Source organism: Micromonospora sp. BRA006-A, assembly GCF_033433935.1.
Taxonomy (GTDB): Bacteria; Actinomycetota; Actinomycetes; order Mycobacteriales; family Micromonosporaceae; genus Micromonospora; species Micromonospora aurantiaca.
Genome location: NZ_JANCLW010000001.1, coordinates 5,084,184 through 5,108,842, shown reverse-complemented (window position 1 = coordinate 5,108,842; position 24,659 = coordinate 5,084,184). Strand labels below are relative to the sequence as shown.

General features: G+C 73.8%; 26 protein-coding genes and 1 riboswitch. Of the genes, 8 read left to right on the top strand and 18 right to left on the bottom strand.

Going from position 1 to position 24,659, the window contains the following annotated elements:
• The 4 genes from NMK34_RS23085 to NMK34_RS23070 form a co-directional block, all read right to left on the bottom strand.
• Entirely contained in the window at nucleotides 1–555 is a 555-nt protein-coding gene (locus NMK34_RS23085; protein WP_318335170.1) for a DsbA family protein, read from the bottom strand.
• A complete protein-coding gene (locus tag NMK34_RS23080; protein WP_318335169.1) occupies nucleotides 552–1,049 on the bottom strand; it encodes a redoxin domain-containing protein in 498 nt (165 codons plus the stop codon). Before NMK34_RS23080 ends, NMK34_RS23085 begins: the two co-directional genes overlap by 4 nt.
• A 60-nt stretch (nucleotides 1,050–1,109) precedes the next feature.
• Nucleotides 1,110–1,784 (bottom strand): BON domain-containing protein, encoded by a 675-nt coding sequence (locus NMK34_RS23075; RefSeq protein WP_135241477.1) that lies wholly within the window; start codon nucleotides 1,782–1,784, stop codon nucleotides 1,110–1,112.
• 160 nt (nucleotides 1,785–1,944) lie between these two features.
• Nucleotides 1,945–2,349 (bottom strand): hypothetical protein, encoded by a 405-nt coding sequence (locus NMK34_RS23070; protein ID WP_194802242.1) that lies wholly within the window; start codon nucleotides 2,347–2,349, stop codon nucleotides 1,945–1,947.
• Between the two features lie 418 nt (nucleotides 2,350–2,767).
• Between NMK34_RS23070 and NMK34_RS23065 the strand changes: the two genes are divergently transcribed.
• Together NMK34_RS23065 and NMK34_RS23060 are read left to right on the top strand one after the other, a co-directional pair.
• Nucleotides 2,768–3,127: an STAS domain-containing protein gene (locus tag NMK34_RS23065; protein WP_013287849.1), complete on the top strand. Its 360-nt coding sequence runs from the start codon at nucleotides 2,768–2,770 to the stop codon at nucleotides 3,125–3,127.
• A gap of 101 nt (nucleotides 3,128–3,228) precedes the next feature.
• Nucleotides 3,229–3,681, top strand: coding sequence for an SRPBCC family protein (locus NMK34_RS23060; RefSeq protein ID WP_318335168.1), 453 nt, complete (start codon nucleotides 3,229–3,231; stop codon nucleotides 3,679–3,681).
• A 25-nt stretch (nucleotides 3,682–3,706) separates the two neighbouring features.
• On the opposite strand, the gene NMK34_RS23055 is transcribed toward NMK34_RS23060, so the two are convergent.
• The 4 genes from NMK34_RS23055 to NMK34_RS23040 all read right to left on the bottom strand — a co-directional run bounded on the left by NMK34_RS23055 (nucleotide 3,707) and on the right by NMK34_RS23040 (nucleotide 9,235).
• Nucleotides 3,707–4,783 (bottom strand): hypothetical protein, encoded by a 1,077-nt coding sequence (locus NMK34_RS23055; protein ID WP_318335167.1) that lies wholly within the window; start codon nucleotides 4,781–4,783, stop codon nucleotides 3,707–3,709.
• 4 nt (nucleotides 4,784–4,787) lie between these two features.
• Nucleotides 4,788–4,918, bottom strand: a riboswitch (cyclic di-AMP (ydaO/yuaA leader).
• A gap of 144 nt (nucleotides 4,919–5,062) precedes the next feature.
• Complete coding sequence (locus NMK34_RS23050; protein WP_318335166.1) at nucleotides 5,063–5,977, bottom strand: cation diffusion facilitator family transporter; 915 nt, start codon at nucleotides 5,975–5,977, stop codon at nucleotides 5,063–5,065.
• Nucleotides 5,978–6,081: 104 nt separating this feature from the next.
• Nucleotides 6,082–8,196 carry a HelD family protein gene (locus NMK34_RS23045; protein ID WP_318335165.1) on the bottom strand — a complete coding sequence of 705 codons (2,115 nt, stop codon included), beginning with the start codon at nucleotides 8,194–8,196 and terminating at the stop codon, nucleotides 6,082–6,084.
• 124 nt (nucleotides 8,197–8,320) lie between these two features.
• Nucleotides 8,321–9,235 carry an alpha/beta hydrolase gene (locus tag NMK34_RS23040; RefSeq protein WP_318335164.1) on the bottom strand — a complete coding sequence of 305 codons (915 nt, stop codon included), beginning with the start codon at nucleotides 9,233–9,235 and terminating at the stop codon, nucleotides 8,321–8,323.
• Between the two features lie 148 nt (nucleotides 9,236–9,383).
• On the opposite strand from NMK34_RS23040, the gene NMK34_RS23035 reads away from it, so the two are divergent.
• Nucleotides 9,384–10,007, top strand: a complete 624-nt coding sequence (locus NMK34_RS23035; protein WP_318335163.1) for a carbonic anhydrase — start codon at nucleotides 9,384–9,386, stop codon at nucleotides 10,005–10,007.
• 37 nt (nucleotides 10,008–10,044) lie between these two features.
• Here NMK34_RS23035 and NMK34_RS23030 read toward each other — a convergent pair whose 3' ends face one another.
• Complete coding sequence (locus NMK34_RS23030; protein WP_013287842.1) at nucleotides 10,045–10,374, bottom strand: hypothetical protein; 330 nt, start codon at nucleotides 10,372–10,374, stop codon at nucleotides 10,045–10,047.
• 328 nt (nucleotides 10,375–10,702) lie between these two features.
• Between NMK34_RS23030 and NMK34_RS23025 the strand changes: the two genes are divergently transcribed.
• Genes NMK34_RS23025 through NMK34_RS23015 form a run of 3 tightly spaced genes read left to right on the top strand, consistent with a single transcriptional unit; the run spans nucleotide 10,703 to nucleotide 13,228 of the window.
• On the top strand, nucleotides 10,703–11,194 hold the full coding sequence (locus NMK34_RS23025) for a DUF3145 domain-containing protein (protein WP_318335162.1): 492 nt from the start codon (nucleotides 10,703–10,705) through the stop codon (nucleotides 11,192–11,194).
• A gap of 33 nt (nucleotides 11,195–11,227) precedes the next feature.
• Entirely contained in the window at nucleotides 11,228–12,952 is a 1,725-nt protein-coding gene (locus NMK34_RS23020; protein WP_318335161.1) for a glycoside hydrolase family 3 protein, read from the top strand.
• Between the two features lie 54 nt (nucleotides 12,953–13,006).
• Nucleotides 13,007–13,228 (top strand): hypothetical protein, encoded by a 222-nt coding sequence (locus tag NMK34_RS23015; RefSeq protein ID WP_318335160.1) that lies wholly within the window; start codon nucleotides 13,007–13,009, stop codon nucleotides 13,226–13,228.
• A gap of 93 nt (nucleotides 13,229–13,321) precedes the next feature.
• On the opposite strand, the gene fabF is transcribed toward NMK34_RS23015, so the two are convergent.
• The 5 genes from fabF to NMK34_RS22990 all read right to left on the bottom strand — a co-directional run bounded on the left by fabF (nucleotide 13,322) and on the right by NMK34_RS22990 (nucleotide 18,359).
• The gene (gene fabF, locus NMK34_RS23010) at nucleotides 13,322–14,548 is read right to left on the bottom strand and encodes a beta-ketoacyl-ACP synthase II (RefSeq protein ID WP_318335159.1); all 1,227 of its coding nucleotides are present in this window, start codon (nucleotides 14,546–14,548) and stop codon (nucleotides 13,322–13,324) included.
• Nucleotides 14,549–14,550: 2 nt separating this feature from the next.
• Nucleotides 14,551–14,790, bottom strand: coding sequence for an acyl carrier protein (locus tag NMK34_RS23005; protein WP_007072348.1), 240 nt, complete (start codon nucleotides 14,788–14,790; stop codon nucleotides 14,551–14,553).
• Between the two features lie 82 nt (nucleotides 14,791–14,872).
• Complete coding sequence (locus tag NMK34_RS23000; protein WP_318335158.1) at nucleotides 14,873–15,817, bottom strand: beta-ketoacyl-ACP synthase III; 945 nt, start codon at nucleotides 15,815–15,817, stop codon at nucleotides 14,873–14,875.
• Complete coding sequence (locus tag NMK34_RS22995) at nucleotides 15,818–16,987, bottom strand: acyltransferase domain-containing protein (RefSeq protein ID WP_318335157.1); 1,170 nt, start codon at nucleotides 16,985–16,987, stop codon at nucleotides 15,818–15,820.
• 97 nt (nucleotides 16,988–17,084) lie between these two features.
• Nucleotides 17,085–18,359 (bottom strand): PucR family transcriptional regulator, encoded by a 1,275-nt coding sequence (locus NMK34_RS22990; protein ID WP_318335156.1) that lies wholly within the window; start codon nucleotides 18,357–18,359, stop codon nucleotides 17,085–17,087.
• A 104-nt stretch (nucleotides 18,360–18,463) separates the two neighbouring features.
• Between NMK34_RS22990 and NMK34_RS22985 the strand changes: the two genes are divergently transcribed.
• Complete coding sequence (locus NMK34_RS22985) at nucleotides 18,464–18,793, top strand: hypothetical protein (RefSeq protein ID WP_318335155.1); 330 nt, start codon at nucleotides 18,464–18,466, stop codon at nucleotides 18,791–18,793.
• Nucleotides 18,794–18,836: 43 nt separating this feature from the next.
• On the opposite strand, the gene NMK34_RS22980 is transcribed toward NMK34_RS22985, so the two are convergent.
• Nucleotides 18,837–19,499, bottom strand: coding sequence for a hypothetical protein (locus NMK34_RS22980; protein ID WP_318335154.1), 663 nt, complete (start codon nucleotides 19,497–19,499; stop codon nucleotides 18,837–18,839).
• Nucleotides 19,500–19,712: 213 nt separating this feature from the next.
• Between NMK34_RS22980 and NMK34_RS22975 the strand changes: the two genes are divergently transcribed.
• Complete coding sequence (locus NMK34_RS22975; RefSeq protein WP_318335153.1) at nucleotides 19,713–20,294, top strand: copper resistance protein CopC; 582 nt, start codon at nucleotides 19,713–19,715, stop codon at nucleotides 20,292–20,294.
• Between the two features lie 171 nt (nucleotides 20,295–20,465).
• Here the strand turns inward: NMK34_RS22975 and gltX are convergent, their stop codons facing one another.
• From gltX to NMK34_RS22960, 3 genes are read right to left on the bottom strand one after another with little or no spacing between them, the layout of a single operon-like run.
• Complete coding sequence (gltX, locus tag NMK34_RS22970) at nucleotides 20,466–21,875, bottom strand: glutamate--tRNA ligase (protein ID WP_318335152.1); 1,410 nt, start codon at nucleotides 21,873–21,875, stop codon at nucleotides 20,466–20,468.
• A 49-nt stretch (nucleotides 21,876–21,924) separates the two neighbouring features.
• The gene (locus NMK34_RS22965; protein ID WP_318335151.1) at nucleotides 21,925–23,202 is read right to left on the bottom strand and encodes an MFS transporter; all 1,278 of its coding nucleotides are present in this window, start codon (nucleotides 23,200–23,202) and stop codon (nucleotides 21,925–21,927) included.
• Nucleotides 23,199–24,512, bottom strand: coding sequence for a GH1 family beta-glucosidase (locus NMK34_RS22960; protein WP_318336406.1), 1,314 nt, complete (start codon nucleotides 24,510–24,512; stop codon nucleotides 23,199–23,201). Before NMK34_RS22960 ends, NMK34_RS22965 begins: the two co-directional genes overlap by 4 nt.
• Between the last annotated feature and the right edge of the window lie 147 nt (nucleotides 24,513–24,659).

Sequence of the window (24,659 nt, the reverse complement as noted above, 5' to 3'; positions counted from 1 at the left end):
TCAGCCGTCGTCGGTGGCGGCGTCCACCACTGCCAGCAGTTCGGCCAGGTCGTAGCCGCCGTCGTGCCGGACGTCGTTGACGAACAACGTCGGCGTGCCGTTGACGCCGCTGCGGATGCCGCCGACGAAGTCCTGCCGCACCCGGTCGGCGTACTCCTGCCGGCCGACCTCCGCGGCGATCTCCTCCGGCGACAGGCCGATCTGCTCGACGCCCAGCGACAGGTGCACCGGGTCGAGCTGGTCCTGGTGCTGGTAGAGCCAGTCGTACATCTCCCAGAACCGGCCCCGGGCAGCGGCGGCCTCGGCGGTCTCCGCGGCGCTCTCCGCGTACGGGTGGACGTTGGTGATCGGGAAGTGCCGGTACGCCAGGCGCACCACGTCGGCCCGCTGGCGCAGCACCTCGGCCAGGTTCGGGTACGCGGCGCCGCAGAACCGGCACTGGAAGTCGCCGTACTCGACGATGGTGACCGGCGCGTCCACCGGCCCGCGGACATGGTCGCGGTCGGTCACCGGGATCCGCAGCCGCGCGGTGGTGACCTGAAGTGGCGTGGTCATCGGGCACTCACCCGCCGATCCGCGTCCAGCCGTTCCAGCGCGTCGAGGATGCCGTCCACACCCGGGTTCACCTCGGGCGGGGACAGATGGGTCCAGACCACCCGGCCGTCCGGGCCGATCACCACGAGCGCCCGGTCCGACTGCCCGTGGGGCGCGTACGCGCCGTACCGGCGCGACACCTCACCCTTGGGCTCGAAGTCGGCGAGCAGCGGGAACCGGATGCCCCGGCTCTCGGCGAACGCCCGGTGCGAGTCGACGCCGTCCACCGAGACGCCCAGCAGCACCGCGCCGTACCGCTCCAGCTCAGGCAGGGCGGCCTGGTACAGGGTCATCTGCTCGCCGCACACAGGTGACCAGTCCGCCGGGTAGAACGCCAGCACCACGGGACGGCCCCGGAACTGCCCGGGGCCCACCTCGCGCCCGTCCGGCGCCGCCGGCAGCGTGAACCCGGGCGCGTCCGTGCCCGGTGTGATCAGCCCGTTCGGATCACTCATGCCGCCCACGATGCCCGCGGCCCGGGTGAGGCGGGCTCACCCGGGCGGGGTGGTTCTCCGTCATCGCACGGCGAGGTGGTTGCGCACCTCCCGGATGCCCGGCGCGTTCCACACCACCCGCTCGATCTCCTCGCGTTCGCCGGGCGAGTGGACCCGCCCGTCCAGCAGCACCGTGTCGCCGTGCACCCGCACGTCGACCTCCTCGGCCTCGGTGGCGCGGTTGCGGGCCAGCGCGTCGACGATCCGCTCGGCCAGGTCACCGCCGTCGGCGCGCACCGCTGGGCGTACCGCGATGCCGTTGCTCACCCCGCACACGCCGGTGAGCCGGGCGACCGAGCGTTCGGCGGCCCGCCGCTGGTACTCCCACTCGACCTCGCCGTGCAGCGTGACCCAGCCGTCGGCCACAGTCACCTGCAACGCCTCGATCGGCACGAACGCGTCCCACTCCAGCGCCCGTACGGCCGCGACGGCGATCTCCGGGTCCTCCCGTCCGGCTGCGGTGTCGATCCGGACGGCGAGGTCGTTGGCGACCGCGCGGACCCGGGCGACCCGGTGCGCGGCCCGCTCGGCGGCCCACTTCTTGGCGTAGCTGTCGACCCGGCCGGTGAGTGTCACCACGCCCTCGGTGACGGTCACCCCGATCTCGTCCGCGCCGACCCGCGGTTCCCAGGTCAGCTCGTCGAGCACGGCGGACTGGATGTCCCGGTCGGTACGGGTGATCGTGTCGGTGGTCATCCGGCTCTCCCTCCCGTCGATCGCGGCACGGGCACGTGGTCCCGCACCCGCGATCGTGCGCGCGCCCCGGGTGAACCGCCCTCACCCGCTGTGGGTGAGGCAGCACGACGGCCGCCCCCGGGACTCCCGGGAGCGGCCGTCGTGGTGTCGTACGGGCGGGTCAGCCGTCCAGGCCGGCCGGCGAGTTCGGCCGGTCCACGTCCACGAACTCGATCTCCTCGGCGGCCCGGTCCCGGCTGCCGGCGGCGCGCGCCGCGGTGCCGGCGGCCCAGCCGATCGCCGCACCGGTGAGCGCCGCAGCGATCAGCAGCGTCCACGGCAGGGCGGGCCGGCGGCCGGCGAGCGCGTCGAAGGCGAGGGACGCCCGGCGGCGGGCCTCGTCGGCGGCGGAGCCGACCAGGTCGGTGGCGTCGTCGGCCAGGCCGGAGGAGCTGCGGCGGGCGGTCCGGGTGGCGTCGCGCACGCTGTCACCGGCGGAACCGACGGCGGAGAGCAGGTTCTGCCACGCCTGGTCGGCGACCCGCTCGGCCTTGCCCCGGCGGTCCAGCAGGTTGGATCCGAACATCGTTCTACCTCCTCGGGTGCCGAAGGCCGGCGGCCACTTCGGACTCCGGTGTCCATCCGGCGGGTTCACTGTCTCGGGCAGTGCCCCACCGGCGCACGCGGCAAACCACGCGGTGGTGCCCGGCCGTGAGCAGCGAACCGGACGAACCACCCGAACGCGCCGGGACCGGTGCCGACGGGACGTGCGTGCGCCAGCTACCCTGGTCGGCGGATCGGCGGGCCCGCCCGGTCGCACGGTTGGCCGCGGCCCGCCGTACAGGGGAAACTGGAACCCGGAGGTCCGGATTGAGTACGCCCAGGTGTGCCCAGTTCGCGAATTGCTCATCCCGGGGGGTGGCGACCGGGCCGTTGGAGGAATACTCTCGGTCGCGGCCCGCGTACTGATGAGGCGCCCGTCATGGGCGAGTGGAGGTGCTCGCGTGAGCCTGTCGATCGTGAAGTCGGTGCGGCCGGGTGGTGTCGTCCAGATCGCGCCCCGTGGGGAGATCGACGTCGACACCGCGTACGAGGTGCGGGAAGCGATCGCCGAGGTGCTCGCGAAGGGCCGTCCCTCGCGGATCGAGCTGAACATGCGGCTCGTCACGTTCATCGACTCGGTCGGCATCAGCGCCATGGTCGCGGGCTTCCAGACCTGCGAGGTCAGCGGCGTCAAGCTCGTGGTCACCGAGCCGAGCCGGTTCGTGCACCGGCAGCTCTGGGTGACCGGCCTGCTCGGCCTGTTCGGCGCGCCCGAGCCGTGGTTCGCCGACGACACCCCCGAGGTGCTGCCCGGCGCCTGAGCGCCGTTCACACCCCCTGCGGCCAGGGGACCTTCTACCCGTTGCCAGTCCGGCGTCGGTACGGGACGATCGTCGCGACGCACGACGGCGAGGGGGCCCGCTTGCAGAGCAGCGACAGCTTCAGCTACACCGTGCAGGCCCGGTGCACCCGGGCCGACGCGGTGGCCCTGCTGGGTGACCTGAGTCGCCAGGGCGAGCTGCATCCGCTGATCGTCCGGGTCCGGAAGCTACCGGCCCGGCCGGGCGCGCTGGCCAGCTACGCGATCACCGACCGGCTGCAACTCGGCCCGCTGCACTTCCCGGTCACGTACCAGGCGGACGTGCTCGTCGCGAGCGAGGACGAGGTCGTCACCGTGGCGCGGCAGCAACCCGCGACGACCGTCCGCAACCACACCCGCCTGCGGGACGAGCCGGACGGCACGGTACGCATCGACGTGGAGATCACGCTGACCGCGCCGGCGCCGCTGTTCGGGTACGCGTTCCGCCAGGCCCGGGCGGCTCACCTGGGCCTGGCGGCTCGTCTCGGGGCGACCCTGGAGGGCCGGCCGGCCTGATCCGGCCGACCCTCTCCGGGTGTGCTCAGTACACCGACAGGTGCACGTGGTTGGTGTGGTCGCTGGACGGGTCGCCGTTGCCGCCGCTGTACGACTTCCACCCGCTGCTGGGCAGCCAGATCTGCTTGAACCAGATCACGTAGAGCACGGCGAGCGGGTCGGCGTTGCGCACGAAGTACGCGGCCAGGTTGTTGCCGTACGTCCGGTCACCGCCGGTGGCGACGCCGCCGAAGCCGTTCTTCTGCGCGGCGAAGTCGCAGGCCCGCCCCTTCGGGTGCTCACCCGAGCCGCTCGGCCGGTGGCACGAGACGTACCTGGTGAAGCCCGCCGCCTTGGCCTGTTGCAGCGCGTGCAGCGTGCGCGGCGTGATGCAGCCGTTCGCCGGGGTCGGGTCGTTGACGCTGCACGACTCCGACGGCCAGGAGCCGTCCGAGTTGCGCGGCGCCGGTTTGGCGTTCTTGCTGGAGGTGCCCTGGACGCTGCCGCCGCCGCTGCTGCTGCGCGACGCGCGGTCGTTCGCCACCTCCAGGGCGCGCTCGGCCTGGTCCTTGCGCTTGGCCATCACCGTCACCTGCTTGCGCTGCTCGAGGATCTCCCCGTCGAGCTGGGCGCGGGTGCGGGTGGCCTCGTCGCGGGTGGCGATCAGGTCGCGCAGCGTACGGTCCTCGTGCGCGGCGACCTGTTCCAGCGCGGCGGCCCGGTCCATGAAGCCCTCCGGGCTGCTGCTGCCCAGCAGCGCCCCGGCGGTGCCCAGGCGGCCGTTGCGGTACGCCACGACGGCGATCTCGCCGACTTTGGCGTCGCGGACGGCAAGCTCGGCGCCGACTGTCTTGAGCTGGTCGTTGAGCTGTTTCTGGCGGGTCACCGACCGGTTCAGCGCGGCCTTCGCCTCCAGCCAGCCCTTGCTGGCCGCGTCGAGCTGGGCGCGCAGTTCCGGCGTGCCGCCCTCGTCGTCGCCGCCGGGCGCGGCGGCGAGCAGGCCGGTCGCCGGCGCCGCGGAGGCGGGGGAGACCGGAACGGTCGCGACGCCGAGGGCCAGCGTCGCGACGAGCAGGGCCGCCAACCGGGCGGCCGTCCGTCGTACAGGTGCCACTGGGGGCATTCACACGTCCTTCCGTCAACGCCGACCGGGTTAGCTGACGGGTTCGGGACGGAAGATCCCTACCGCTGACGCGGATGCACCCCACGTACGTGGTTCCCCGGCTCGTCCCTGCGGACGATTAGGCGACGGCCGCCCCACCGGGGCCGGGTGGCGTCCGCGGGTGCGGCCGCGACCGAGACTACCGGCGCTGCCCGGGCGCGGCTCCGTCGAGCAACGCCACTAGGCGGGGCAAAACCGGCATAAGACTACAACAGTCGCAGTGATTTAAGTCTGCCCTAATCACCACTCGGTCTTTCCGCACACTCCGGCCGACGCTCCGGGTTCGACCTGCAACGTGGCGTGATCGATGGAGAAGTCCTCGTGCAGGGCGGCCCGCGCGGCGGCCAGCACCCCGGCCGGGTCCGCGCCCGGGTCGGTGGTGAGGTGCGCCGAGGCCACCTCCATGCCCGAGGTGAGCGTCCAGACGTGCAGGTCGTGTACCTCGGCCACGCCGGGCACGGCGGCCAGCCGGTCGTGCACGGCGGTGACCTGGAGATGCTCCGGCGCGGCCTGCACCAGGATGCGCAGCGCGGCCCGGCCGAGCCGCCAGGTGCGCGGCAGGATGAACAGGCCGATCCCGACGGCGACCAGCGGGTCCGCCCACCACCAGTCGGTCACCGCGATGACCAGCGCCGCGGCGATCACGCCGAGCGAGCCGAGCAGGTCGCCGAGCACCTCCAGGTACGCCCCGCGCAGGTTGATGCTCTCCTTCGACCCGGCGCGCAGCAGTGCGAACGCGACGATGTTGGCGAGCAGGCCGAGCACCGCCACCACGAGCATCGGGCCGGCCAGCACCTCCGGCGGCTCGCCGAACCGGCGTACCGCCTCGACCAGGACGTAGATCGCCACGGCGCCGAGCAGGACGGCGTTGGCGAGGGCGGCGAGCACCTCCAGCCGGTAGAGCCCGAACGTGCGCTGCGGGTCGGTGCCGGCGCGGCGGGTGGCGGTGATCGCGGCCAGCGCCATGCCGATGCCGAGGACGTCGGTGAACATGTGCCCGGCGTCGGAGAGCAGCGCCAGCGAGCCGGTCGTGAACGCGGCCACCGCCTCGACCACCATCAGGGCGGCGAGCAGCGCGAAGGCGGCCCAGAGGCGGCCCCGGTGGCGGTGCGCCGCGTTGGTCACCGCGCCGCTGTGGTCATGACCTGCGCCCACGCCAACACCCTTCCTGCCCCGTACCGGCCAGGCCCAATGTATGTTCACATCGCTATGTATGCAACTGAACTGTGGGTGAAGGCCGGGTCACTGCCGGGTGTCCGTCAGGAGGGATCCAGCGTGGTGAGACGCTGGGTGGCCCGCGACAATGCCACGTAGAGCGTGCGGACACCCGAGCCGGGGTCGGCCCGGATCTCGCTCGGCGCCACCAGCACCACGCCGTCGTACTCCATGCCCTTGGCCTGCAGGCTTGTCACCACCTGGAGGCGGCCCGCGCCGCGCCCGCCCAGCCAGCCGGCCACCTCGTCCCGGCGCGGCACCGGCGTGATCACGCCGACGGTGCCCTCCACCTGCGCGAGCAGCGCCTCGGCCGCCTCGACGGTGGCCGCCGGCAGGTCGGCGGCGGGCACCGTGCGCTCGACCGGCGGCACGCCGGTGGACCGCACCGCGTCGGGCAGCGGCAGGTCCGGGTAGAGGCGGCGGATCTCCGCCGCCGCCACCGCGAAGATCTCCGCCGAGTTGCGGTAGTTGGTGGTCAGCTCGTAGCGGTGCCGCTTGCGCCGGCCCAGCGCCTGGTCACGGGCCCGGTCCAGCTCCTGCGGGTCGCCGGTCCAGGCGGTCTGCGCCGGGTCACCGACCACCGTCCAGGACGCCAGCCGCCCGCGCCGGCCGACCATCCGCCACTGCATCGGCGAGACGTCCTGCGACTCGTCCACCACCACGTGGGCGTAGTCGCGGTAGTCGTCCGGACGCTCCCGCGCCGCCGCGCGGGCGGCGCGCTGCCTGTCGGCGTACGTGCTCAGCTCGCGCACGCCACCGGCGAGCTGATACGGGTCTCGCTTGGGGCGGGCCCGCTGCACCGGTTTGCCGAGCAGCGCGTCCAGCTCGTCCAGCAGCGCGATGTCGGCCACCGTCAGGCCCTCGGTCGCCAGCGTCCGGTACGCGTCTCCGAGCAGCCGGATCTCCGCCGAGGACAGGATGCCCCCGGCGTAGCGGCGCAGCCGGTCCGGGCGGGCCAGCCAGTCCAGCACGTGCCGCGGGTGCAGCCGGGGCCACCACGCCTTGAGGAACTCCCGGAACTCCGGCCGCTCGATGATCTCGTCCTCGAACGCGGGCTGCTCCGGCAGCCGGCCCACCCGCAGCGTGCGGGCCTGCGCGTAGAGCGCGGCGAGCACCGCGTCGAACGCCGCCCGGCGTACCTCGTTGCGGCGCGCGCCACGGGCCAGCGTCCGGTCCCGGATCGCGTCCAGCGCGGGACGTTCCAGGCGCAGCAGCTCGCCCCGGTAGAGCAGGCGCAGCTCGGCGGGGGAGTCCGGCACCGCGTCGCGTACCGCGCGTTCCAGCACCCGGCGCATCCGCAGCGACCCCTTCACCGCCGCCACGTCCGGCGGGTCGGTCCGGGACGCGGACAGGCCGGGGAACAGCGAGCCCAGCGAGTGCAGCGTGGCGGTCTCCTCGCCCAGCGACGGCAGCACCGAGGCGATGTACTCGACGAACACGCCGGACGGGCCGACCACCAGGATGCCGCCGCCGGCGTACCGGCCCCGGTCGGAGTAGAGCAGGTACGCGGCCCGGTGCAGCGCCACCGCCGTCTTCCCGGTGCCCGGGCCGCCGGAGACGATCGTGACGCCGTTGCCGGGGGAACGGATCGCCTCGTCCTGCTCCCGCTGGATGGTGGCGACGATGTCGCGCATGCCCCGGCCGGTGGCCCGGGACAGCGTGGCCAGCAGCGCCCCGTCACCGACCACCGCCATGTCCGGCGGCGCGGCCTCCGGGTCCAGCAGGTCGTCCTCGATCCGGGTGACCTTCTCCGAGGCCGACTGGATCGTGCGCCGGCGCACCACGCCGCGCGGCTCGGCGGGAGTGGCCTGGTAGAACGCGGCGGCGGCGGGTGCCCGCCAGTCCACCACCAGCGTCTCCGCGTCCACGCCCCGCACACCGAGACGGCCGACGTGCAGCACCTGCCCGGTACGCAGGTCCAGCCGCCCGAACACCAGCCCCTCGTGCTCGGCGTCCAGCACGTGCCGGCGCTGGGCGGCGTGGAAGACCATCGCGTCCCGCTCGACCAGCGCGCCGAAGTTGCCGACCCGGGCCAGCCGGTAGCCCTCCCGCTCGGCGTCGGCCGCCGACCGGCGCAGTTCGGCCAGCCGGGCGTACACCCGGTCGAGGTGGCGCTGCTCGGCGGCGATCTCCCGGTCCAGCGTGGTCTGGTCGGTCAACGCGGATGCTCCTGTGTTCGGAGGGCACGACGGGCTGAATGAGGGTACGGGCCGCCGGCAACCGGCACGCCGGGGCATGCCGCGCACGTGGCGTACGTCAGTGCCGCTCGCGAGCCGGAGACGCTCAGAGGCGGGTCGCCGGGCGCCCGGCCAGCACCCGGTCCAGCACGCCGGCGAGGGCCGCGTTCACCTCGTCGGGGCGCTCCATCATCAGCATGTGCCCGGCACCGGGGCAGACCGTCAGCTCCGTGGTGGGCAGCGCCGCCGCGATCGACTCGGCGCAGGGCGGCGGGGTGAGCCGGTCCCGGTCCCCGACCAGCGCGGCGGCCGGCAGCCCGCCGAGCGCGGCGAGCGTCTCCAGCCGGTGCTGGGCGCCGATCGAGGCGCGGAAACCGCCGATCGAGCGCAGCGTGGCCAGGGCCACCGCGGAGGTGACCAGCCGGATGTCCGCCGGGTCGCAGCGGTCGCCGAACAGCATCCAGCGGATGCTCGGGCGCAGGGCGCGCAGCAGCGCGTGCGGGGGCCGCCAGCCGCCGCAGCGCGCCAGCACCCCGGCGCCCGTCGTCTCGGCCAGCCGGATCAGCCGGGTGATCCGCGGGGACAGGCCGTACGCGGTGTGCGTGTGCCCCTCGGCGGTGGTGGAGACGAAGACCAGACCGGCGGTACGCGCGGCGAACCGGCCGGGGTGGCGGTGGGCGTACTCCATCACCGTCATCCCGCCCATCGAGTGCCCGACCAGGACGATCGGACCGGACGGGACGATCTCGTCGACCACCGCCGCCAGGTCGTCACCGAGCTGGGCGAGGGTGGCGTCGCGCAGCGCCAGGCAGCTCGACCGGCCGTGGCCGCGCGCGTCGTAGGTGACCAGGCGGACCCGGCCGCCGAAGCGTTCCCGCAGCTCGGCGACCTGACGGTGCCAGCTGCGCCCGTCCAGCGTCCAGCCGTGCAGCAGGACGGCGGTGACCTCGGCGTCGACCGGCCCGGTGACGCTGACGTGCAGGCGTACGTCGTCGGGGAGCCGCAGTTCCAGGTCCGGCATCGTCCACCTCCCGGGCCCGCCGATGTGTGTCCACCGGATGACCCGGCGGTGACACCGGCGTTACCCGCCATGAGACCACGGCAACCGGCCCGGAGAGAAGATTCCCGTCCGGCCCCACGGCGTCGGATCGGTGACCAGGCTGGGAGGCATGCCGTCCACCAGTCCGCGCGCCGCGCTGGCCGAGCTGCTCGCCGGCAACCGCCGCTTCGTCAGCGGCCGGCCGGTGCACGGGCACGACGTCACCGCCGCCGCGGCGGTGGCCTCCGGCGACCAGCAGCCGTACGCGGTGGTGCTGGGCTGTATCGACTCTCGGGTGCCGTTGGAGGCGATCTTCGACCAGACGTTCGGTTCGATCTGCGTGATCCGTACCGGCGGGCACGTGCTGGACCGGGCCGTCCGGGGCTCGATCGAGTACGTGGTGGAGCAGCTCGGCGTACGCCTGGTGATGGTGCTGGGGCACGAGCGCTGCGGCGCGGTCGGCTCGACCGTCGAGGCGCTGCGCACCGGGCGGCGGCCCGCCGGCGACCTGGCGTACGTGGTGGACCGGATCGCCCCGGCGGTGACCGACGTCGGCGTGGACGACCCGGACGCGCATCCGCTGGCGATCCGCCGCCACGTCCGGCGCACGGTGGCCGCGTTGCGCCGCGACGACCGGCTGGCCGGCCCGGTGGACGCCGGTGAGCTGGCGGTGGAGGGCGCGCTCTACGACCTGGCCACGGGCGAGGTCACGCTGCTGCCGCGGGAGCGGACGCGAAACCGCCCGCCGGGGTGATCCCGGCGGGCGGTCGCGGTGGTGCGGGTGAGGGCGCTCAGCCCTCGAAGACGCCGGCCTCGACCAGGCGCTTCTCGGTGGCGTCCCAGCCGTGGTCCGGGTAGGACGCGGCCAGGCCGTTGATCTCGGCGCGGATCTTGGCGGCGTGGCCGGCTGCGGCCAGCACCCGGATCTCCTCGACGAACGCGTCGGAGTCGGTGCGCAGGTGCGCGGTCTTGCCGTTGGTCAGGTTGCGCACGTAGGCGTGCTTGCCGCCGTTGAGCGGGATCAGGTACTTGAACTCGCCCAGCACGCTGAGGGCGCCACCCTGGCCAGCCTGGCCGGCCCGGACGGACGCGCGCGCGGTCTTAGAGGTGTTGCTCGCCACGGAGGTACTCCTTGCAGACGTACGGTGGGGACGGAAGGCCGTCCGGGGGCTGTGCGAGTGACGCCCGGGTGGGCGCCGGCCCGCGAAGATGTACGGCGGCACAGAGAACCGCCCAGAGAACTGTACACGACCACGACACCTGGCTGGTCGTCGCGGCGTCAGAGGGCATAACCGGGTCGGCCACCCGGGTATTTCCCGCTCCGGGGCCCGGCGAATTTTCCGATTCGCTGGCGCACCACCAGTCACACGGGTCATCATGTGTGCCAGGTACCACTCGGTAGGACGAGGTCGTAGGGGAAGACGCACCTCGGCTCACCGGGAGGTCACCGTGCCAACGCGTGGCGTCGTATACGTCCACTCGACCCCGCTCGCCGTGTGCTCGCACGTCGAGTGGGCGATCGCGCGCGTCCTCGCCGCGCCGGTCAACCTGCACTGGACGGCGCAGCCCGTCGATCCGGCCGCCCGTCGCGCCGAGTGCGGCTGGACCGGCAGCCCGGGGACCGGCGCGGAGCTGGCCGCTGCCCTCCGGCAGTGGCCCATGATCCGTTTCGAGGTCACCGAGGAACCCAGTCCCGGCGTCGACGGCGAGCGCTTCATGTACGTACCGGGCCGGGGCCTGTTCCGGGCCGCTGTCGGCGCGGCCGGCGACATCCAGCTCGGCGAGGACCGCCTCCGCAGCCTGATGGCCGCCGCGCGCGGCCCGGAGGCGCTGGCCCACGCCCTGGACAAGGCACTCGGCACCGCCTGGGACGCCGAGCTGGAGCCCTACCGGTACGCCGGCGACGGCGCGCCGGTGACGCTGCTCACCCGGGTCGGGTGACGGCGGCCGAGTTGCCCCGATACGGTGGGCCGCGTGTCGATTTCCCCGCGGCGCTCCGCCGTCGCGCTCGCCGCACTGACCGCGCTGCTCGTCTCCGGATGCTCGGACGGGCCGGATCGTCCCCGGCCCGCCCCGACGAGCCCGGCGCCGTCGTCCGCAGCGCCCGCGCCGAGTGACCCGCCGGCCGCCGATCCGGCCGCCCGCGCGGCCGCGCTCGTCGGCACGCTCAGCGACGAGGACCTGGTCGGGCAGGTGCTGATGCCGTACGCCTACGGCAGCTCCGCCACCCAGGTGTCGGCCGGCTCGGCGGCCGGGAACCGGGCGCTCGCCGGCGTCGACACCCCCGCCGAGATGGTGGCGAAGTACCGCCTCGGCGGCGTGATCCTGGTCGGCTTCAGCGCCGACGACCCCACCTCGGGCAACCAGGCCACCACGAACGTGGACAACCCCAAGCAGGTCCGGGCGCTCACCGACGGGCTGCGCGCCGCCGCCGGCAAGCTGCCCGCCGGCGCCGCGCCGTTCCTGATCGGCACCGACCAGGAGTACGGCGTGGTCACCCGGATCACCGACGGGGTGACGCTGCTGCCCAGTCCGCTCGCCGCCGGCGCCGCCGGGAACCCGGCACTCACCGAGGCCGCCTGGCGGGCCGCCGGGGCCGAGCTGGCCGCGATGGGCATCAACCTCGACTTCGCGCCGGTCGCCGACGTGCTGGCGACCCGCAGCGCGGTGATCGGCTCCCGCTCCTTCGGCGCCGATCCGGCGACCGCGTCCCCGCAGGTGGCGGGCGCGGTACGCGGCCTGCAGGCCGAGGGCGTCGGCGCCGCCGTCAAGCACTTCCCCGGGCACGGCCTGAGCGCCGAGGACTCGCACACCGAACTACCGGTGATCAAGCAGTCCCGTGCCGAGCTGGACCGCCTCGCGTTCCCGCCGTTCCGGTCCGGCATCGGCGCCGGGGCCATGGCGGTGATGTCGGCCCACCTGGACGTCAAGGCGGTCGACCCGGGCACCCCCGCGACGTTCTCCCGCAAGCTGCTCACCGACGTGCTGCGCGGCCAGCTCGGCTTCCAGGGCGTGGTGATCACCGACGGGATGAACATGGCCCCGGCGAAGAAGTGGTCGCCGGGCGAGGCCGCCGTACGCGCGCTCAACGCCGGCAACGACCTCATCCTGATGACCCCGAACGTCACCCAGGCGTACGACGGGCTGCGCGCCGCGCTCAAGGACGGCTCGCTGCCCCGCGCCCGCCTGGTCGAGGCGGTCACCCGGGTGCTGACCATGAAGTTCCGGCTGGCCGGGCGGGACACCCCCGCGCTGTCCACGCTCGACGGCGCCGCCCACCGCAAGGCCGCCGACGACCTGGCCACCGCCGCGGTGACGGTGCTGCGCGGCAAGTGCGGCGGCGCGGTGACGGGCCCGGTGAGCGTGACCTCCTCCGGCGGCCGGGAGCGCACCCGCAAGCTGCTGACCGAGGCGCTCACCGCGGCCGGGGTCAAGGTCGTGCCCTCCGGCGGCACCGTGGTGCACCTGGTCGGGTACGGCGACGGCGCGAAGGACCTGAGCGCCGGCGCCGCCGTGACGGTGGCGATGGACACGCCGTACGTGCTGTCCGGGGCGAAGTCCCCGACGCTGATGGCGACCTACTCGTCCACCCGGGCCTCGATGACCGGGCTGGCCGCGGTGCTCGCCGGCAAGGCCCGCCCGGCCGGCCGCTCCCCGGTGCCGGTCTCCGGCCTGCCCGCCACCACCTGCCGTACCTGACCACCGCCGTAACTCGGGTGCGGCCCGGGGCGGCCGGCTGGCAGGGTGGCGCCCATGGGAGAGGCGGCACAGGGATTCCGGTACGTCGAACGCGGCGACGGCACGGTCATCATCACGCATCACGGCCGGGTCGCCGGCACGTTGCGCGGTGGCCGGGCGGCGCAGTTCCTGGCCGAGGTCGGCGACGACCCGCAGCTGGTCATGGCCCGGTGGACCGGCAACTACCGGCGCGGTAACGAGCGCACCGCCCGGCAGCACCCCCGCAACCGCAGCTGAGGTGTAAGGAAGGGCCCCCTTTTAACGCCTGCGGTAGAGGAAGGGCCCCTTCTTAACAGTCACTGTTAAGAAGGGGCCCTCCCTTACATCCGATCAGGGGCGGGTGAAGACCAGCGCCACGTTGTGCCCGCCGAAGCCGAACGCGTTGTTCAGCGCCGCCGGGATCTCCATGTGACGCGCCTTGTGCGCGGCGACGTCCAGGGTCAGGCCCTCGTCCGGGTCGTCCAGGTTGATCGTCGGCGGGATCACGCCGTCCCGGATGGCCAGGATGGTGGCGATCGACTCCAGCGCGCCGGCCGCGCCGAGCAGGTGCCCGGTCATCGACTTCGTGGCGGTGAGCACCGGGTGGTCGCCGACCGCCTGACGCAGCGCGCCGATCTCCAGCATGTCCCCGACCGGGGTGGAGGTGGCGTGCGCGTTGACGTGCACGATGTCGGTACGGGCCACGTCCGCGTCGGCGACCGCCCGGGCGATGGCGCGGATGGCGCCCTCACCCTCGGCGTGCGGCTGCACGATGTCGTACGCGTCCGAGGTGATCCCCGCGCCGGCCAGGCGCGCGTACACCCGGGCGCCCCGGGCGGCGGCGTGGTCGGCGCGCTCCAGGATCACCACGCCCGCGCCCTCACCGAGGACGAAGCCGTCGCGACCGGAGTCCCACGGCCGGGAGGCCCGCTCCGGCTCGTCGTTGCGGGTCGACATGGCCCGCATCGAGCTGAAGCCGGCGATCGGCAGCGGGTGGATGACCGCCTCGGTGCCGCCGGCCACCACCACGTCGGCCCGGCCGGCGCGGATGATGTCCAGGCCCAACGCGATCGCCTCCGCGCCGGTCGCGCAGGCGCTGGCCACGGTGTGGACGCCGGCCTTGGCGCCCAGCTCCAGACCGACCCAGGCGGCCGGGCCGTTCGGCATCAGCATCGGGATGGTGTGCGGGGAGACCCGCCGCGGTCCGGACGCCTCCAGGATGTCGTCCTGGGCGAGCAGGGTGGTGGCGCCGCCGATGCCCGAGCCCACGCTGACCGCCAGGCGCTCCGGGTCCGGCGCGGCCTCGTCCAGACCGGCGTCGACCCACGCCTGCTTGGCGGCGATGATGGCGATCGCCTCCGAGCGGTCGAGCCGGCGCAGCTTCACCCGGTCCAGCACCTCGGACGGGTCGACCGCCAGTTCGGCGGCGATCCGGACGGGCAGTTGCGCGGCCCACTCCTGGGTGAGCGCACTCACCCCGGAGCGGCCGGCGAGCATGGCGTCCCAGGTCGACGCGACGTCCCCGCCGAGCGGGGTCGTCGCGCCGAGCCCGGTGACGACGACGTCGGGACGACTCATGATCAGGACTGCGCCTCGATGTAGCTGACCGCGTCCCCGACGGTCTTGAGGTTCTGCACCTCGTTGTCCGGGATCTTGACGCCGAACTTTTCCTCGGCCGCCACCACGACCTCGACCATGGAGAGCGAGTCGACGTCGAGGTCGTCGGTGAAGGACTTCCCCTCGGCCACGTCGTCCGGGTTCACCCCGGCAACCTCTTCGAGGATCTCGGCGAGGCCGGCGGTGATCTCGTCACGGGTCATTGCGGTTGGTTCCTCTCATCGGGGGTTCCGGTGACCGGCGTCGCCGGTCACGCACCTCGGCGCGTTCGCGCCCGAGGGGGTCTCAGGGGCAGCGCACGACCTGACCGGCGTAGGTCAGGCCGCCGCCGAAGCCGAACAGCAGCACCGGGGCGCCAGAGGGCACCTCGCGGCGCTCCACCAGCTTCGACAGGGCCAGCGGGATGCTCGCCGCCGACGTGTTGCCGGACTCGACGATGTCCTTGGCGATGATCGCGTCCGGGATGTTCAGCCGCTTGGCGATGCCGTCGATGATCCGGGCGTTGGCCTGGTGCGGCACGAACGCGGCCAGCTCCGACGGGTCCACCCCGGCGCGCTCGCACGCCTGCAGCGCGAGCGGGGCCAGCGCAGTGGTGGCCCAGCGGAACACCGACTGACCCTCCTGGGTGATGTACGGCTGCCAGCCCTCGATCCGGACCGCGTCGCTCTTCTCCGGCGCGGAACCCCAGACCACCGGCCCGATCCCGGCCGGCTCGTCGTCGGCAGTCGCGCTGACCACCGCCGCCCCGGCGCCGTCACCGAAGATGATGCAGGTCGAGCGGTCGGTCCAGTCGGTGAACTCGGAGAGCTTCTCCGCGCCGATGACGATCGCGTTGCGCGCCGCACCGGCCCGGATCGCGTGATCGACCGTGCCCAGCGCGTACGCGAAACCGGAGCAGGCGGTGTTGAGGTCGTACGCCCCGGGCGCGTCGATGCCCAGCTTGGCCGCGACCCGGCAGGCCACGTTGGGGCTGCGGTCCACGGACGTGCAGGTCGCCACCACGACCAGGTCGATGTCGGCGGCGGTCAGCCCGGCGTTGGCGAGTGCCTTGCCGGCGGCGGCGGTTGCCATGTCGGCCACCGTCTCGTCGCCCGCGATCCGCCGGGTGACGATGCCGACCCGGTCCCGGATCCACTCGTCGTTGGTGTCGACCATCTGGGCGATCTCGTCGTTCGTGACGACGCGGGAGGGCTGGTAGTGCCCCATCGCGACGATCCGGCTGCCGGCCATTTAGTGCGTTCCTCCGATACGGACGAGGGGCTGGCCCGGTGCGACCGGGTCGTCGTGGTGTGCGAGCCACTCGACGAGCGGCCCGTTGTCGTGTGCGGTCACCTCGACCGGGCCCCGGCCGGTGGTGACGTGGCCGAGGACCTCACCGGCGCGTACCTCGGCGCCCTCGGCCGGTCCGGCCGACAGGTCGAGGCGGCCGGCGGCGGGGGAGACGACCACCCGGAACGACGGCGCGGTCGGGCCCGCGGCGGGGCCGGCGTGCCGGGCGATCAGGCGGCGCGCGGCGGGCAGGTCGGCCGGGGTGTTCAGGGTGACGATCTCGGGTGCGCCCTCGCCCTTGAGCTCCCGCTTGACCAGTCCGGCCAGCGTGCCGGCGGGCGGCAGCTCGATCACGCCGGTGACGCCGAGGTCGGCCAGCGTACGCATGCACAGGTCCCAGCGGACCGGGGCGGTCACCTGCCGGACCAGCCGGCGTACCGTCTCGGGGCCGTGCCCGACCGGCGCGCCGTCGAGGTTGGACAGCAGGATCCGGGCCGGGGCGGAGGCCGGGACACCGGCGGCGACCGCGGCGAGCGCGGTCTCGGCCGGCGCCATGTACGGCGTGTGGAACGCGCCCGCTACCTGGAGCCGGATGACCCGGGTGCGGGCCGGCGGCTCGGCGGCCAGCTTGTCCAGCGCGTCGACCGCGCCGGCGGCGACGATCTGACCGGCGCCGTTGCGGTTGGCCGGGTGCAGCCCGTGTGACCGGAGCGCGGCGAGCACCTCGTCCGGGTCGCCGCCGAGCACGGCGGCCATCCCGGTCGGCTCCAGCGCGCAGGCGGCGGCCATCTCCCGTCCGCGTACGCCGGCGAGCGTCACGGCGGCCTCGGCCGGCAGCACCCCGGCCAGCGCGGCGGCGCCCAGCTCACCGACGCTGTGCCCGGTGACCAGGCCGACGTCGTGCATCGGCAGGTGCTCGGCGGCGAGCAGCGCGGCGGCGACCAGCAGCGGCTGGGTACGGGCGGTGTCCTTGATCTCGTCCGCGTCCGCCCGGGTGCCCAGGTGGATCAGATCCACCCCGGCGAGCGCCGACCACCAGCGCAGACGCGCCTCGGTGCCGGGGAGGTCGAGCCACGGCGCGAGGAAGCCGGGCTTCTGCGAACCCTGGCCGGGAGAGAGTACGGCGAGCACGTGTACGACTCTGACGGATCCCGGCGTGCCGCGCTGTAACGTACGGCACCAAACCACACTAGAACCTTTAGAGGAAACCTACAAAGATCGTCGGAGGTCATCGCCTGTCGGAGACCGCCGGCACCACCGGGTCGAGGCGTCCCACTGTGAGCGCGACCTGCAGCGCGAACGCGTCGCGCGGAGCCAGTGGGGAGAAACCGGTCACCTCGGCGATCCGCTTCAGCCGGTAGCGCACGGTGTTCGGGTGCACGAACAGCGCCCGGGCGGCGCTCTCCAGCGTGCCGCCGGCGGCGAAGAACGCGTCGAGCGTCTCCAGCAGCTCACCGCCGGAGCGGGCCAGTGCCGCGTACACGTCGTGGCGCAGCCGGCGGCGGGCCTCGGTGTCCCCGGCCAGCGCGCGTTCCGGGAGCAGTTCGTCGGCGGCGACCGGGCACGGCGCGGTCGGCCAGGCCGGCGCGGCCCGGAACCCGGCCAGCGCGGCCCGCGCCGACTCGGTGGCCTCGTCCAGGCTGGGCACCGCCGGGCCGACCACCACCGGCCCCTCGCCGAAGGCGGTACGTAGCTTCTCCGTGGCCGCCACCGGGTCGGCGGCCCCGCCCAGCACGATGACCAGGCGGTCGCCGTGCACGCCGCCGATCACCTCGACGCCGATCCGGCGGGCCTGCCGGTAGACGGTGTGCAGCACGGCCGCCACCTCGCCGCCGGGGGAGCGGCCCACCGCCACCGCCACCGGCGGCGCGTCGGTCCAGCCCAGCGCGGCGGCGCGGCTGGCCAGCACGTCCGGGGAGTCGCCGCGCAGCAGCGCGTCGACAAGCAGCGCCTGCAACCGGGCGTCCCAGGAGCCGCGGCTCTCGGCGGCCCGGGCGTACACCCGCGCGGCGGCGAACGCGATCTCCCGGGAGAAGCGCAGCACCGCCTCCCGCAGCGACTGCTCCTCGCCCGGTACGGCCAGGTCCGACACCTGCTCCTCGACCACGTCGATGGTCACCTTGATCAGCGCCACGGTCTGCTGGAGGCTGATCGAGCGGGCCAGTGCCTGCGGCGCGGCGGCGAAGACCTCGTCCGACACCTCCTGGGTGCGGTCGGTGGCGCCGCCGCCCTGACGCAGCCACTGCACCAGGGAGCGCACGCCGGCCTGGGCGACGAGCATGACCCAGGAGCGCTGGTCGGCGGGCAGTTCGCGGAACCACGGCAGCGTCTCGTCCATCCGGGCCACGCTGGCGGTCGCCAGGCCGCCCGCGGCCCGTTCGATGCGCCGCAGCGTCGCCGACGTCTCCGTTCCGCCCGGTTCGCTCACCGCACCAGCCTGACACGGCGTGACCAGCGGATCCACTTCGAGGCGGCGGGCCCGCGGTGGCGTGACGATCTCCACCGGTACGCGCTGACGATCTCGTCCGGCCGGGCCAGTACGGTGTCAGGGCACGCCGGGCCAGACTCCGGCCGGGCGGGCGAGGGCGACGTGTGAGGGGGGCCGGGATGGCGCAGGGGGAGGCCGAGCACGGTTGCGCCCAGGGTGAGGCCTGCCGGCGGGGCCACGACCAGCCGGTGACTGCCACGCACCCGCGCCGGCCGTGCCTGAACCATCAGGGCGAGCAGCCGGCCGGCCGGGTGCCGGAGCGCGCCGAGGACGAGCCGGGCGTGCCCCGGCAGCGGGCGGCGGAGCCGGCGCACCCGGCCGACGACGAACCGTCCGACCGGAACTGCCGCAGCGATCTCGCGGGCTGGGCGGGCGCCCATCGGCACGGCGCGGTACGCCCGCGCAACCGCACCACCCGCCGGGAGCGCCCGCCGCGCCGCTGGTGCTGACGCGCCGCCTGCCGGGCTGACGGACCTGACCGCCGGGCCGGGCTCAGCGCGTGCGGCGGCGGACCAGCAGCGCGATGCCGGCCAGCCCGGCGGTGATGACGAGCACGATGCCCACGTTGAGCAGCAGCAGCCGCTGGAGTTCGCCGAGCGCGGTGTCGATGTTCTGCACCGGGTCGAGCGCCTCCTCCGGAAGCACCCGCTCGCCGCCGCCGATGCCGCCGGCGAGCGTGTCGAACTGCGCCGGCATCGGTACGCCCACCGAGCGCAGCGTCTCGGGCATGTTGAGCCGGCCGAAGAACCAGCCGGCGCGGGTGCTGCTCAGGTCCGGCTGCTTGCCCGGCCGGTAGATCCGAGGGCCGCCCTTGGCCAGCGGGAACAGGTCGTAGGTGCGCTGCGGGCCGGCGGCGGCGAGCACCACCACCGTGTACTTCGGACCGAGATCCTTGGCGGCCGGGCCGCGCAGCTGACCGGTCGTGCCGAGCCACTTGACCTGGTCGACCACCAGGTTGACCTCGTTCGGGCTGACGTCGGCGCGCAGCTGCAACGGCGCGTCGAGCCGCTCGCCGGTGATGTCGACGCCGGTCGGGGCCGGCTTGGGCTTCGGCGCGGCCTGAACCGCTGCCGTGCCGGCCAGGGCCAGCGTGCACGCCAGGGCCGCCACACTCCCGGTCACGGTGACGAGCAACCGTCTCACCCTTCGGACCATCGCCGCCTCCTCGCCCCGTTCGATGGCTGGCTTCCGCTGCAGGTCACACTGGACCGGTGTCCACCACAAAGACTCCGCAGAACGGCGCTCGGTTGCAGCTGGTGGAAGAGTATTTGGAACTATCTGCGAGCTGAGACCGACCGATGAGCGGTCGATGATCATCGGCCGGATCCTACCCGGACGGAGGGAACCATGGGGGGCAGGGTCGCCCGTGTGACACGTACCTGGATGGTCGTGCTCGGGGTGGTGGCGGCGTTCGCGCTGCTGCCGGCCGCGCCGGCCGCCGCGCACAACTCGCTGACCGGCAGCGATCCGCGCGACGGGGCCCGGCTGGCCGCCGCGCCGGAGCGGATCGAGCTGCGGTTCCTCGCCACGCCGAAGGAGGCGACCACCGAGGTCACCGTCACCGGCCCGGACAACGTGGCCGCTACCGGCGGCGCGCCGACCTTCTCCGGCAAGCGCGTGATCGTGCCGTTCCGGCCGGGCGCGGCCGGCCTCTACATCGTGACCTACCGGCTGGCCTCCGACGACGGGCACCCGATCAAGGGGGAGGTCCGGTTCACCCTGACCACCGGCACCCCGGCCGAGTCGCCGTCGGCGAGCGAGTCGCCCACCAGCGCCGCGCCGACCGCCGCGCCCACCAGCGCCGTGCCGTCCCCGGCGAGCCCGACCCCGGCCGCCGCCGGAGCGGACGACGACGGCGGTACGGGCTGGCTGTGGGTGGCCGGCGCGGTGGTGGTGCTCGCGGCGCTGGGCGGCGGGCTGCTGCTGCGCCGCCGGGCCAACCGCCGGTGATCGTGGCCAGCGCGCTTTGACCACTCTGCGTGACACTGCCCGCGCAATGATCGCCGAAAACGCATATGCCTCTGAGTCATAATCATGACTCAGAGGCATACCGCTCAATCGACGTACCGCTTTCCGGCCACGACACGCCCGACCGTCGGGAACGGGCGCCGTGCCCGCGGCTCAGACCAGGCGTACGCGGGCGGCGCGCAGCCGGGTCAGCGTGCGGTCGCGGCCGAGCACCTCCAGCGACTCGAACAGCGGCAGCCCGACGGTGCGGCCGGTGACCGCGACCCGTACCGGCGCCTGCGCCTTGCCGAGCTTCAGCCCGCGCTCCGCGCCGACCGCCTCCAGCGTGGCCTTGAGCGACTCGGCGTCCCAGGACTCCAGCGCCTCGAACGCGACGATCGCCGCGTCCAGCAGGTCGGCCGCGCCCTCCTTCATCGCCTTCGCCCACGCGGCCTCGTCGATCAGCGGGTCGGCCAGGAACAGGAAGTCGACGTTCGGCACGATCTCGCTGAGCACCGCGATCCGGGTCTGCGCCAGCGGGGCCACCGCCGCGAACGCGGCCGGGTCGAACTCGTCCGGCTGCCACGGCGGCGGGGCGATGGTTTCGGTGCCGGTGAGCCACGGCCGGCAGGCGGCGACGAACTCCTCCACCGGCAGCGCCCGGATGTAGTCGCCGTTGAACGCGCGCAGCTTCTTCTCGTCGAAGAACGCCGGGGACGGGTTGACCTCGTCCAGCCGGAACTCCTCCTCGATCACCGACCAGGGCACGATCTCCCGGTCGCCCGAGGGCGCCCAGCCCAGCAGCATCAGGTAGTTGCGCATCGCGTCGGCGAGGTAGCCCTCGTCCCGGTACGCCTCCAGCGCGACCTTGTCCCGCCGCTTGGACAGCTTCTGCCGCTTCTCGTTCACCACCACCGGCACGTGCGCCCAGATCGGCGGCTTGACGCCGAGCGCGTCCCACAGGAGCTGCTGCTTCGGGGTGTTCGGCAGGTGCTCCTCGGCCCGGATCACGTGGGTGATGCCCATCGACATGTCGTCGACCACGTTCGCCAGCAGGAACACCGGGGAGCCGTCGCCGCGGGCGATGACGAAGTCCTCGATCAGCTTGTTCTCGAACGTGGGCTCGCCGCGGACCAGGTCGACGACCACCGTCTCGCCCTCGTCGGGCGTACGGAAGCGCAGTGCCCGGCCCTCGCCCGGCTCCAGGCCGCGGTCGCGGCAGAAGCCGTCGTAGCCGCGCTGCTGCGGGCCGGTACGCGCCTGCACGTCCTCGCGGGTGCAGTCGCAGTAGTAGGCCCGGCCGCCCTCGTACAGCCGCTGCGCGGCGGCCCGGTGCTCGCCCGCGTACGAGGACTGGAAGTACGGGCCCTCGTAGCTGCCCCGGGCGATGCCGATCCAGTCGAGCGCGGAGAGGATGCCCTCGGTCCACTCGGGCTTGTTGCGGGCCGCGTCGGTGTCCTCGATGCGCAGCACGAACACCCCGCCCTGCTGCTTGGCGAAGATCCAGTTCTGCAGCGCCGAACGGGCGCCGCCGACGTGGAACATACCGGTCGGGGAGGGGGCGAAGCGTACACGTACCGTCACGCCCCCCAGCCTACGGCGGGCCGCGACGGGTTTCCGGCAGGGGGCCGGGTCAGGGTACCGACTTGATCTTCACGACCAGGGCGCTGCCCAGCACGGTGATCGCCGCGGTGACCGCGTACAGCGTCGGGTAGCCGCCGAGGTGCACGACGATCGGCGCGGACAGCGCCGGACCGAGCACCTGCGGCGCCGAGTTGGCGATGTTGATCACGCCGAGGTCCTTGGCCCGGTCGGTCGCGGCGGGCAGCACCTGCGTGATCAGCGCGGCGTCCACCGACAGGTAGACGCCGTACCCGGCGCCGAGCAGCAGCGCCGCGACGATCGCCATCGGCCAGGTGGGCGCCGCCGCCAGCAGCGTCGCCGCCACCGCCATGATCAGCCCGGAGGCGATCACGAAGACCTTGCGCCGGCCGGAGCGGTCGGACATGCGCCCGGCGACCACCGCGGTGAGCATCATGCCCAGCGTGTAGAGCAGGATCAGCACCAGCAGCGAACCCTCGGGGTCGGCCACCCGTACCCCGTCGGTGAGGAAGTAGAGCAGGTAGAGCGTGCCCAGCGCGTTTCCGGTCTGCACCAGGAACCGGGTGAACCAGGCCCAGGCGAAGTCGGGATGGCGGCGCGGGCTGATCCACATCGAGGCGAACAGCGACCGCAGCCGCAGCGGCGGGCGGTGCTCCCTGGGCAGGTGGTCGTCCTGGGTCAGCAGCGCGAACGGCAGCGACAGCAGCAGTACGGCGAGCGCGATCGCCGCGTACCCGGCGGCGTTGCCGGTGACCACGGCGGTGACCAGCACCGCGCCGAGGACCAGGCCCAGTGCCTGCGGGATGCCCACCCAGCCGGACACGCCGCCGCGCTGCGCCACCGGCACCCGGTCCGGGATCGCGGCGGTGAGGCTCGCCAGCATCGCGTTGAAGCAGACCTGCGCTGCCACCCAGGCCACCGCCACCCCGGCGATCGTGTTCTGCCGGGCCAGCAGCACCAGGGCGAGCGCGCCGATCACCGCGCCGAGCGCGGTCCAGACGTGCCGGCGGCCGAAGTGGCGGTTGGCCAGCCGCAGCGAGGTGCGGTCGGACAGCGCCCCGGCGAGCGGGTTCGCCAGCACCGCGGCGAGCGCGCCGATGCCGGTGACCACCGCCAGCATGGCCTCCTTGTCGGCCGGGGCGATCCGTTCCACCTGCTGCGGCAGCAGCACCTGGATCGGGGTGAAGAACGCCATCCAGACGCCCAGGTTGGCCGCGAAGATCAGCGCGATCCAGCCCCGCCGTACCGGGACGGTCGGCTCCGCGAGCGCCGCCGGCAGCGAGGCCGGCGTCGGGTTGACGGTGGTCACCGCCGGACCAGATCCCGGAACCAGGTGTACGACGACTTCGGCGTCCGCCGCTGCGTGTCGAAGTCGACGTGCACCAGACCGAACCGCTTGGTGAAGCCCTCGGCCCACTCCCAGTTGTCCAGCAGGGACCAGACGAAGTACCCGGTCACCGGCACGCCCCCGGCCATCGCCTCGCGCACCGCGCGGATGTGCCCGTCCAGGTACGCGATCCGCTCCGGGTCGTGCACCCGGCCCTCGGCGTCCGGCGCGTCGTCGTACGCGCAGCCGCTCTCGGTGACCTGGATCGGCGGCAGTGCGTCGCCGTACCGCTCGTGCAGCAGGAGCAGCAGCTCGCGCAGGCCGTCCGGGGCCACCGGCCAGTCGAACGCGGTACGCGGGTAGCCCTCCAGCGGCACGATCTCGAACGGCAGCGGCGAGTCCGCCTCCGGCGCCCGGATGCCGGTCGGGTTGTAGTAGTTGACGCCGAGCACGTCGATCGGGGCGGCGATGACGTCCAGGTCGCCGTCGCGCACCACGCCCGGGTCGGGGCCGAGCGCGTCCGGGTAGCCGAGTCCGAGCAGCGGATCGGTGAACAGCCGGTTGTGCAGCGCGTCGTACGCCGCGGCGGCGGCCCGGTCCGCGTCGGTGTCGCCGGCCAGGCGGACCGGGGAGTAGTTGTTGGCGATCGCCACCGGGGACGTGCTGCGGGCGCGCAGCGCGGCGACCGCGAGGCCGTGTCCGAGGAGCTGGTGGTGGGCCACCGGGAAGGCGTCGAACAGCAGCGTCCGGCCGGGCGCGTGTTCGCCCATGCCGTGGCCGAGGCTCATGTGGATGAACGGCTCGTTGAGCGTGATCCAGAGCTTCACCCGGTCGCCGAGGCGGGCCGCGGTGAGGTCGGCGTACTCGGCGAAGCGGGCTGCGGTGTCCCGGTTGAGCCAGCCGCCGGCGTCCTCCAGTGCCTGCGGCAGGTCCCAGTGGAACAGCGTGGCGACCGGGTCCACACCGGCGGCGAGCAGTCCGTCCACCAGCCGGTCGTAGAAGTCCAGCCCGGCGGCGTTCGCCGGGCCGGTGCCCGCCGGCTGGATCCGGGGCCAGGCGATCGAGAAGCGGTACGCGGAGACCCCCAGCCCGGCCAGCAGCGCGGTGTCCTCGGCGTACCTGTGGTAGTGGTCGCACGCCTGGTCGCCGGTGCTGCCGTCGGCGATTCGGCCCGGGTCGTGGGCGAACGTGTCCCAGATGGACGGACCGCGTCCGTCGACCGAGGTCGCGCCCTCGATCTGGTACGCGGAGGTGGAGACCCCCCAGCGGAAGCCGGCGGGGAACTCGGGCATCTGCGCGGTCGTCAAGTCACCCTCCAGAACGTGAAGCGTGCTCGCGACTCTAGGGCTCCGCGGACCGACGCGCCATAGGCCGAGATGACTGGGTGGCGCAAGGGAGTTCGGCGTGTCTTTTCCGAACCCGTCCGCTTAAGTCCGATT

What these genes read in the sequence shown, in the direction of transcription:
- NMK34_RS23085 (WP_318335170.1), bottom strand. Translation starts at nt 555, where the DNA reads ATGACCACGCCACTTCAGGTCACCACCGCGCGGCTGCGGATCCCGGTG.
- NMK34_RS23080 (WP_318335169.1), bottom strand. Translation starts at nt 1,049, where the DNA reads ATGAGTGATCCGAACGGGCTGATCACACCGGGCACGGACGCGCCCGGG.
- NMK34_RS23075 (WP_135241477.1), bottom strand. Translation starts at nt 1,784, where the DNA reads ATGACCACCGACACGATCACCCGTACCGACCGGGACATCCAGTCCGCC.
- NMK34_RS23070 (WP_194802242.1), bottom strand. Translation starts at nt 2,349, where the DNA reads ATGTTCGGATCCAACCTGCTGGACCGCCGGGGCAAGGCCGAGCGGGTC.
- NMK34_RS23055 (WP_318335167.1), bottom strand. Translation starts at nt 4,783, where the DNA reads ATGCCCCCAGTGGCACCTGTACGACGGACGGCCGCCCGGTTGGCGGCC.
- NMK34_RS23040 (WP_318335164.1), bottom strand. Translation starts at nt 9,235, where the DNA reads ATGCCGGACCTGGAACTGCGGCTCCCCGACGACGTACGCCTGCACGTC.
- NMK34_RS23035 (WP_318335163.1), top strand. Translation starts at nt 9,384, where the DNA reads ATGCCGTCCACCAGTCCGCGCGCCGCGCTGGCCGAGCTGCTCGCCGGC.
- NMK34_RS23015 (WP_318335160.1), top strand. Translation starts at nt 13,007, where the DNA reads ATGGGAGAGGCGGCACAGGGATTCCGGTACGTCGAACGCGGCGACGGC.
- fabF (WP_318335159.1), bottom strand. Translation starts at nt 14,548, where the DNA reads ATGAGTCGTCCCGACGTCGTCGTCACCGGGCTCGGCGCGACGACCCCG.
- NMK34_RS23005 (WP_007072348.1), bottom strand. Translation starts at nt 14,790, where the DNA reads ATGACCCGTGACGAGATCACCGCCGGCCTCGCCGAGATCCTCGAAGAG.
- NMK34_RS23000 (WP_318335158.1), bottom strand. Translation starts at nt 15,817, where the DNA reads ATGGCCGGCAGCCGGATCGTCGCGATGGGGCACTACCAGCCCTCCCGC.
- NMK34_RS22985 (WP_318335155.1), top strand. Translation starts at nt 18,464, where the DNA reads ATGGCGCAGGGGGAGGCCGAGCACGGTTGCGCCCAGGGTGAGGCCTGC.
- NMK34_RS22980 (WP_318335154.1), bottom strand. Translation starts at nt 19,499, where the DNA reads ATGGTCCGAAGGGTGAGACGGTTGCTCGTCACCGTGACCGGGAGTGTG.
- NMK34_RS22960 (WP_318336406.1), bottom strand. Translation starts at nt 24,512, where the DNA reads ATGCCCGAGTTCCCCGCCGGCTTCCGCTGGGGGGTCTCCACCTCCGCG.